Here is a 5,713-nt window from a genome sequence, read left to right as displayed (position 1 = left end):
CGGATGGCTGGATCGAGGTCATGGAGCCGCGGGAATATGACGTGATCCTGATGCGCGCGCCGCGCGGCAATGGGCGCGTCGTGCATGTCGGCGTCGTGGCGGGCGGCGGGTGCCTGCACGTCGAGCAATCCACGGCGACCTGTCTCGTGCCGCTGCAGCATTTCAGCGTCTCGGGGCGGATCAAGGGCTTCAGGAGAAAATCAGATGAACAAACTGGAAATGGCTGAAATTGAGTTCGGAACCGGTCGGAATTGCCTCACAGCATGGGTGGGGGGGAAATACCTCGCGTCGTGCATACCGACGGTGAAGGCGTTCATATCCTTCTTCATCAAAGGGTGCTCCGAACTTCCCGTCGCCGGTCATGGTCACTACCCGCTCTTGATGACGCTGTAGAGAAGCGACAAGGCGGCTCCGGCAGCCTGAGCGGCGACTCCACGACCGATCTCTGACGTTGTGTCAGCCGCCCAAGTCGCAAGCGACGAACCTATGGATTCTTGGGGAGTGATCGGGTTTGGCTTTTGCAGGACATCAAAGGACCGATCATTGAGGCGGATGTCCTGCGGAGGGATAGAGGTCAGGTACCCGTTTTCAACGAGATATCCTACCGTATCGTCAAAAAGATTCTGGTCGGCGCCAGAGGGTTCATCATCGCCAAAGATGAGCGATGCATCTGCAAACTGCGACTCTGGATGTGTTGCGTAGAGCGCTCCTAGCAGCCTCCCGGCCATGTCTTTGAAGCGCGCAATGTTCTCTGGATCTTCCATGACCGCTCTCCCGTTGTCGCCCGAAAGGATCGCCGCTTGCAGGTAATTGAGTCCATCCAGAACAATGGGGCAACTGAATGACCCTGTGCGTCTACCGTGAGCCTTTCGGTTTCACCCCGCGCGTCGAGCATCACGCGGGCACGCTCGCCCAGATGGTCGAGCGGATGCACCTGCCGGAAGATTTCGGCGAGCGGGGAGTGGTCTGCGTGAACGGGCATCCCGTCCCACGTGGGGTCTGGCCGATGGTGCGCCCCAAGGCGGACGTGACGGAGGTCACCTTTCATCTGCCGCCAGCGGGCGGTGGGGGTGGAGGCGGCAAGCAGGTGCTCGCCATGGTCGCGGCGATTGCCCTGACCGCGGGCACGGCGGCAATCGCAGGCGGATCACTTGCGACCGCGGGTGGATGGTTTGCCAAGGGTAGCATATCGGCGCTGGCCTTGGCATCCGGCACCGCGGCGGTCGGCAGCCTCCTTCTTGGCGCGCTGACGGCACCGCCCACGTTCGGATCGGCGGATGTGCGCGACACGCCGGAGTCCAGCGCTGAGGGCAATGTGCTCGCCGCGAATGGCCCGATCCCCCGCGTCGTCGGGGACCGGAAGGTCTTTCCGCCCTTTGCCGTGGAGCCTTTCCTGTATTTCGAGGGACAGGATGAGGTCGTGGAGGCGGTCTACTGTCTCGCTGGCCCGCACCGCCTGCGCGATGTGCGCATTGGGACCGCGCCGATCCACGAAATGCAGTCTGTGCAGTATCAGACCCGCGAGGGATGGGCGAACGACGCTGACCAGACGCTTGTCACGCGCCAGACCAAGACGGAGCAGCTGCAAGCGGAGCTGAAGGGCTACACGACGCAGGAGGATAATCAGAGCGCCCTCGACATCACCGACGGGATCGCATCCGCCCTCCCTGTCCCGCAGGTGGTGGCCAGCCGCATAGCGCCCAATGAGCACTGGCTGCAGCTGGTGTTTCCGGCGGGTCTGAGTCAGGGCGGTGACACCCACGGCGACCAGCATGTGCGCGTGCCGATCCGCATCAGAATGCGCCGCGAGGGTACGACGGACTGGTTGAACCTGCCGGAGTTGCACTACGAAGGGGCCTCGCTGCAGTCCCTCCGCGCCACGATAAAGATCGTGTGGACGACGGGACTAAAGCCTGCGACCGCCGATCTTGAGGGGTGGCTTGGATGGACCGAAGGGCGGATCGCTAATCCCGCGCAGACCATCGCACCCGGCTTCCCGGCGTGGCAGGCGCACCCGTGGTTCATCGGAGACGGTACGGCAGACTTCCTGAACCCGGCGAATGGCAGCAGCACCCGTGTGCGCAATCTTCGGCTGACCCGCTACGACGCCACTGTCTATCTCTCGGCTCCGGATTTCCCACGCGGTCGCTACGAGATCGAGGTCACGCGCGGGGCGGGCTTCAAGCGGTCGGAGTACAACCCGATCACCTACGCGTATCAGGGAGAGGCGGGGAACGGGGTCTATGACCTGTTTAAATACGGGATCAGCGGCACGGTGCCGGTCGCTCCGCACGGACTGAACGGCATGTCGGACCGTGTCATGCTCATGCGATCGGTGTCGGTCTGGAACGAAAAACCGATCCCCTCGGGGTCCGAATTGGCCATCATCGCGGTGCGGGCGCGGAACCGCCAGCTCGGGCAGCTCTCCGTTGTCGCGGGCGGATATGTCCGTGACTGGGACGGGGGCGCGTGGGGTCCATATACGGTCACCAGCAACCCGGCTCCGCATCTGCGCGACATCTACGTCGGATCGCTCAATGCCGCGGCGGTGCCTGTGGCCGTCATCGACAATGCGATGATGACCGGGTTCCGCCAGCACTGCATAGACCACGGGTATGCCGTCAATGCGCTGATCGAGGGCCGGTCGATGATAGAGGCAGCGCGCGTCGTGGCGGCTTGCGGCTACGGCCAACCTTATGCCTCCGAGGTCTGGGGCGTGATCTGGGATCGGGATCGCTCCGAGGAGGCCCCGATCCAGATATTCACGCCGCGCAACACTGCGAATTTCAGTTGGGAAAAGGCTTCCCCGCCGCTGCCGGACGGATTCCTGGTCACCTACGCCGACCGCACGCTCGGCTACGAGGATCGGCAGATCACCGTGCTGCGGGACGGGGTGACCGTGGCCTCGCGGCTGCTGGAGCAAGTCACATACGATGGCATAGACACGGAGGCCGCGGCGCGGAAGCGGGCGCTCTTTGATTTGCGGCAGCTGGAGCAACGCGCGGTCTACTACAAATTCGACGCCCCGGCGGAATCCATCGTGTGTCGTCGCGGCTCGCTCATCGGTATGCAGCACCACTCCTTTGACGTGGCGACCGCTGCGGGTCGTGTCGTCGCGGGCGATGGCCTGATCCTGCATCTCGACAATGTCGTACCGGGCGGCACGGGTCGCAGCATCGCCATCCGGCAGGGGGGCATTGCCTTTGCGGGCCTCGTGGACGGACCTGAGAGCGATACCGTCACACTGACACATGCCGTCCCGGTCGAGCCGGGCGCGCTGTGGTCAGCCGGGCCCGGCGACGCCGGGGTGAAGCGGATGATCGTCTTTGCCGTGGAGCCGCATGCCGACCTGACCGCTACGCTCACCTGTCTCGATGAGGCCCCCGGCCTCTGGGCCTAACCCCCGACACATTATCCTGACGCCCCGCCTGCGGGGTCTATCGACATGGAGTCCCCGATGGCCGACCGCAAGATTACCCAGATGACCCCGGCTCTGGCGGGCGATGTGACGGATGCCGATCAGCTGCTGATCGCCGATGTATCCGCCTCGCCCGGCGATCTGGGGAGCAAGTCCCTGTCCATGCTTGAGGCCAAGCGCGCGCTCGCAATGGGGACAGCTGCACTGGCAACGGAGCAATCCCTCGATGGGCTGCAGCAGCAGATCGACGCGCTTTCCTCGGGCATGCTCATCGTCGGGGCCTGGGATGCCGGGTCTGGAGCATTTCCGGCGACGCGACCAGATGGCACGCCCGTGCATGCGGGGGATGCGTGGATCGTGACCGGAACCGGCACCGTGGATGGGGAGCCTTTTGCCGTCGCGGATCGGCTCGTCGCGCTGACGGATGGCGGCGGCGCGACATACCCCGGACACTGGCTCCGCTCTCCGCACGCCGACGATCAACGGTATGATTTCGCGAACAAGGCGGCGCTGGTGTCTGCCGCTATTCCCGCCGAGGTTCTTGTCGCGCGGGTCGTCCGGAGCGGCATGGTCCTGACCTATGCGCGCGATACTGGCGGGGCCACAGAGCTTGTGGACGGCTCGCATTGGCGCCTGATGAGCGGGGCGCATTACGCCTCGGTGCTTGCGGCGCTGTCGGACAGCTACCCCTATGATGCGGGCGACGCTGTGACCGCGGGTCTGACGGTCGCGGCGATCCACGGCTACGCTGTCGTCGCCAGCGATCCTGATGTGACCACGGCGGGCGGTGTTGGCTTGCGCGTCCAGCCGGACAAGGACGGGTGGTATCACCTGGACGCCTTCGGGGCGGCGGGGGATGGCGTCACCGATGACAGCGCGCGCCTAACCCGAGCGATCAGCCGGGGGCGGGTGCAGCTCGGCGCGCGCATGTACGCCGTCGCCGGGGTCCAGCCCGTCTCGAATATGCACATCCGGGGGAGGGCGCGGAATACGTCGTGGCGGACGAGCGGGCTGGTCTGCACTGTGGCCAACGCGGCGATATTCTCCGACACCACCGCCACCGCGATCTATTCCGTGACGCTTGAGGATTTTCATGCGGATTGCACGGTTGCTGGATGCGTTTTCTATGACAGCCCGTCGCAGGTCAAATACTCCGGGGGTTTCCGCTTTTCCAGCCTTGTCGCCAGCTGCAATTTCCTTCTGCTGTTCCGCTTCTGCCCGATCTACCTTCTGATCGATGATTGCCTTTTCGGTCAGACTGGAAACCGGCTAGGCGGCACTCAGGAGTTCCGCATCATGGAAGCATGGTCGGGATCCAATGCCAGTCTCGTCAACCACAATCAGGTCCGAAACACGCGGCACTACAATGTCCACGGTGCGACGGGCGCTGTCGCTGCATACACGCTGCGTCATGGCGCAAAATGGCGTTTCGAAAACTGCTCCATGGAACAATTCACCAATGGCTATGTCGCCGATGCGGCCGCATTCATGGGTCTGAACTGGGAGGGCGGCTGGATCGAAGCCATCAATGCGCCGCAAGTGTTCCGGACCCGGATCGACGCCACGGCCCCGAGCAATATCGCGGGCGGCCCGATCCGCATCGTCGGGTCGCAGATCGACATCCTCAACAGCGCCTGCGAATATCTGGTCGCGAATGGCAACGGCACGGTCGATGTGCAGGACATCAATATCCGGGGCAATGGTCCCGCATTCAAACTGGTGTCACAGCCAAGTCAGGTCGGGTTCGTCCGCAACATCTATGCCCCCTCAGCCCCCTTGCTGCAGCAATACATGCAGGAGCGGGGCGCGATCTATCAAGGGCGGTTGACGCCTTGGCGCAACGGTCATCCTCCGGCAAGCCTGTCCGTCTCCTCAACGGGCGTGGCTCCTACGCTGAGCGGGTCTACTTCGGCATATACAGGGGAGGCCACAGCGCGAATAGCGGCAGGGGATGGCGCGCAGGTCGTGTTCCGGCAGGTGCCGACAGACATCCTCCAGTCGATCAATGACGGGCGTGCCGTCGTCTCGCTGATCGGGCGGTGGGAGACGACAGCGGCATTTTTCGCGCGAGCCTGCTACTGGGTCAATGTCACGCCCACTCATGCCAATGTCACGGCGGCGGCGGCTGATGCTGATGCGATCGGCGCGTCATACGGCACGAACATCGGTATCAGCTCCTGCCCTGTGTTCATCCCCGCCACCCTCACATCCCTCCACATTGGGTTCGTTCTTAATGGCGGCGATGTGGGGAAATTCTTCGGGCTGGAGGGGCTTCATCTTCTTGCCAGCGACCAG

At 63.8% G+C, this 5,713-nt stretch carries 4 protein-coding genes; 3 read left to right on the top strand and 1 reads right to left on the bottom strand.

What is annotated here, in order from left to right:
* Window positions 1-227 (top strand): hypothetical protein (locus CG51_RS20465; protein WP_035747495.1); only part of this gene is annotated, 227 nt, incomplete at its 5' end.
* Between the two features lie 141 nt (window positions 228-368).
* On the opposite strand, the gene CG51_RS18375 is transcribed toward CG51_RS20465, so the two are convergent.
* On the bottom strand, window positions 369-764 hold the full coding sequence (locus tag CG51_RS18375; protein WP_035747493.1) for a hypothetical protein: 396 nt from the start codon (window positions 762-764) through the stop codon (window positions 369-371).
* A gap of 77 nt (window positions 765-841) precedes the next feature.
* Between CG51_RS18375 and CG51_RS18370 the strand changes: the two genes are divergently transcribed.
* Together CG51_RS18370 and CG51_RS18365 are read left to right on the top strand one after the other, a co-directional pair.
* Entirely contained in the window at window positions 842-3,400 is a 2,559-nt protein-coding gene (locus CG51_RS18370; protein WP_035747491.1) for a phage tail protein, read from the top strand.
* Window positions 3,401-3,457: 57 nt separating this feature from the next.
* The coding region (locus CG51_RS18365) for a hypothetical protein (protein ID WP_035747489.1) at window positions 3,458-5,713 on the top strand (2,256 nt) is incomplete at its 3' end.

Origin of the sequence: Haematobacter missouriensis (assembly GCF_000740775.1) — a bacterium.
In the GTDB taxonomy this organism is placed as follows: domain Bacteria; phylum Pseudomonadota; class Alphaproteobacteria; order Rhodobacterales; family Rhodobacteraceae; genus Haematobacter; species Haematobacter missouriensis.
The sequence above is the reverse complement of the archived record's forward strand: the minus strand, read 5'-3'. Positions and strand labels throughout refer to the sequence as shown.

Excerpts from the sequence above, each read along its gene's own strand:
- CG51_RS18375 (WP_035747493.1), bottom strand. The coding sequence starts at position 764 with ATGGAAGATCCAGAGAACATTGCGCGCTTCAAAGACATGGCCGGGAGG.
- CG51_RS18370 (WP_035747491.1), top strand. The coding sequence starts at position 842 with ATGACCCTGTGCGTCTACCGTGAGCCTTTCGGTTTCACCCCGCGCGTC.